Below are 1,597 nucleotides of genomic sequence, written 5' to 3'. Positions count from 1 at the left end.
TTTCATCGCACCTCTCCCAGCGAACAGTCACCACTGTGTTATAGAAGAAATGTGGTGCAGGGAGAGTCCATTACAGCCTTCAAGCCAACCGCGCTACGCGCGGCGGCTTAACTCCAGGGTTAGGCATTTGATCAGGCTTATACGCAGATGAAGCTCATTGACCTTACAGCCACCCTTGAGACTCTCGACGACACCTGCTTCATCGGTGCTCGCCGTCCGTGGAGGGAGGAATGTGAGGTTGCTCTGTTTCCAATGACTGAAGACTATCGCTTTCCGGAAGAGGCCATACGGGCTGGCTACGAGTACTTCCTCGAGGTTTCAACTGCACAAGAAATTTGTGAGGTGTTCGAAAGGAAACCGATTGCTCCTGAGCGAAAGGCCTCTTTTATCCTGTTTTATGCAGAGAATGATGCCTTTCCGGACTGGGAGTATGATGCTTAACAACTCGTCCAAGCCGACGCCATTTCGCGGAGCGGCTTAACTCAGGTGTTAGGCACTCAATATGAACTGGCTAGCCCTAAGGCTCAGCAATACTTCTCCTCAAAGTCATTTCGACACTTGGGGCCACTTTCGTCAGTTCGGCCGTACGGCATTCATACGCGGCGGAGTATTCATGTGGTCAGGTGCGGCCACCAGCGCAGGCATGTTCGTAGGTCTCCTATATCACTTTGCAATTTTCGGACAATGGCGAATTGGCTTGATATGGCCGGTCTTCCTTCTTCTATCGGCATTTTTGAGCTTCATCTTGTACCGTCGAGCATGGTTGTCTAATGAAAGAATTTTCCTCAATCGTGTGCGCGCCTAACTACTGGTTCAAACCGTTCGCTTCGCTCTTTGGGGCGCGATCAAGCCAGCTCCATAATTATACGTTAGACATCATATGAGACTCTTGCTCGCATACACATTGACAGCGCTTTTGTCGGGAGGTATCGCCTTCCTTGCAGCGGCTCTGCTGGGGGTTGTCGCAATATTCGCACTACCCTTTGTTGCCAACTTCCCCGCGCCCGATCCACCGGACTCAATCGACTTTGGGAAAGGAATGTTGATGATGATGGTCGGCTTTAGCGTGTTCGCGGCGCTTCTGGTACCACTTTGGGTCGTTAGTTTCAGATACGTGTGGAAGAAATTTGATGTCGACTCATTCATTGCAAATGGTGCTGTACGGAACTAAGTTAATGCCCAATTGCAATTGAAATAACCAATCCAAAAAACGGGTCAGCCTCTTTATCTGACTGGGTGCATTTTGATAATAAAGCTCTGAAAAAACTATTGAACAGCCTTACGCGATCGCAGCCGCAAGGTCTGTAATTGCTTTTGAAGTCAGCTCATGATGTCTATAAAGGAAACCGCTCCACTCCTCCATCAGCCCCCTTCTCTTCTCTAGCAAGTCTCCACGGTTATAAGCCGCTTCTACCTTACTGCCCAGCGTATGCGCCAGCGCCATTTCACATACCTCGCGCGGATAGTTCGTGGTCTCGGCTGCCCAGGTTCTAAAGGTTGCACGAAAGCCATGCGGGACGGCCATGTGAACCTTTAAGGTACCTAATACGCGACCAATAGCATTGCCGGGAATACAGCCTGTGCGGCGGCTATTGGG

General features: G+C 50.3%; 2 protein-coding genes. One reads left to right on the top strand and one right to left on the bottom strand.

The features are described from left to right. Positions 1 to 147 precede the first annotated feature (147 nt). Positions 148 to 441, top strand: coding sequence for a DUF7716 domain-containing protein (locus IQ22_RS23060; RefSeq protein WP_145146124.1), 294 nt, complete (start codon positions 148 to 150; stop codon positions 439 to 441). Between the two features lie 838 nt (positions 442 to 1,279). Here IQ22_RS23060 and IQ22_RS23055 read toward each other — a convergent pair. Further along, positions 1,280 to 1,597: tyrosine-type recombinase/integrase (locus IQ22_RS23055; RefSeq protein WP_425298895.1), on the bottom strand; the 318-nt coding region annotated here is incomplete at its 5' end.

Origin of the sequence: Pseudomonas duriflava, assembly GCF_007830155.1 — a bacterium.
Lineage (GTDB): Bacteria > Pseudomonadota > Gammaproteobacteria > Pseudomonadales > Pseudomonadaceae > Chryseomonas > Chryseomonas duriflava.
Note: the sequence above shows the minus strand (reverse complement) of the source record. Positions and strands in the feature narration are given on the sequence as shown.

Excerpts from the sequence above, each read along its gene's own strand:
- IQ22_RS23060 (WP_145146124.1), top strand. The coding sequence starts at position 148 with ATGAAGCTCATTGACCTTACAGCCACCCTTGAGACTCTCGACGACACC.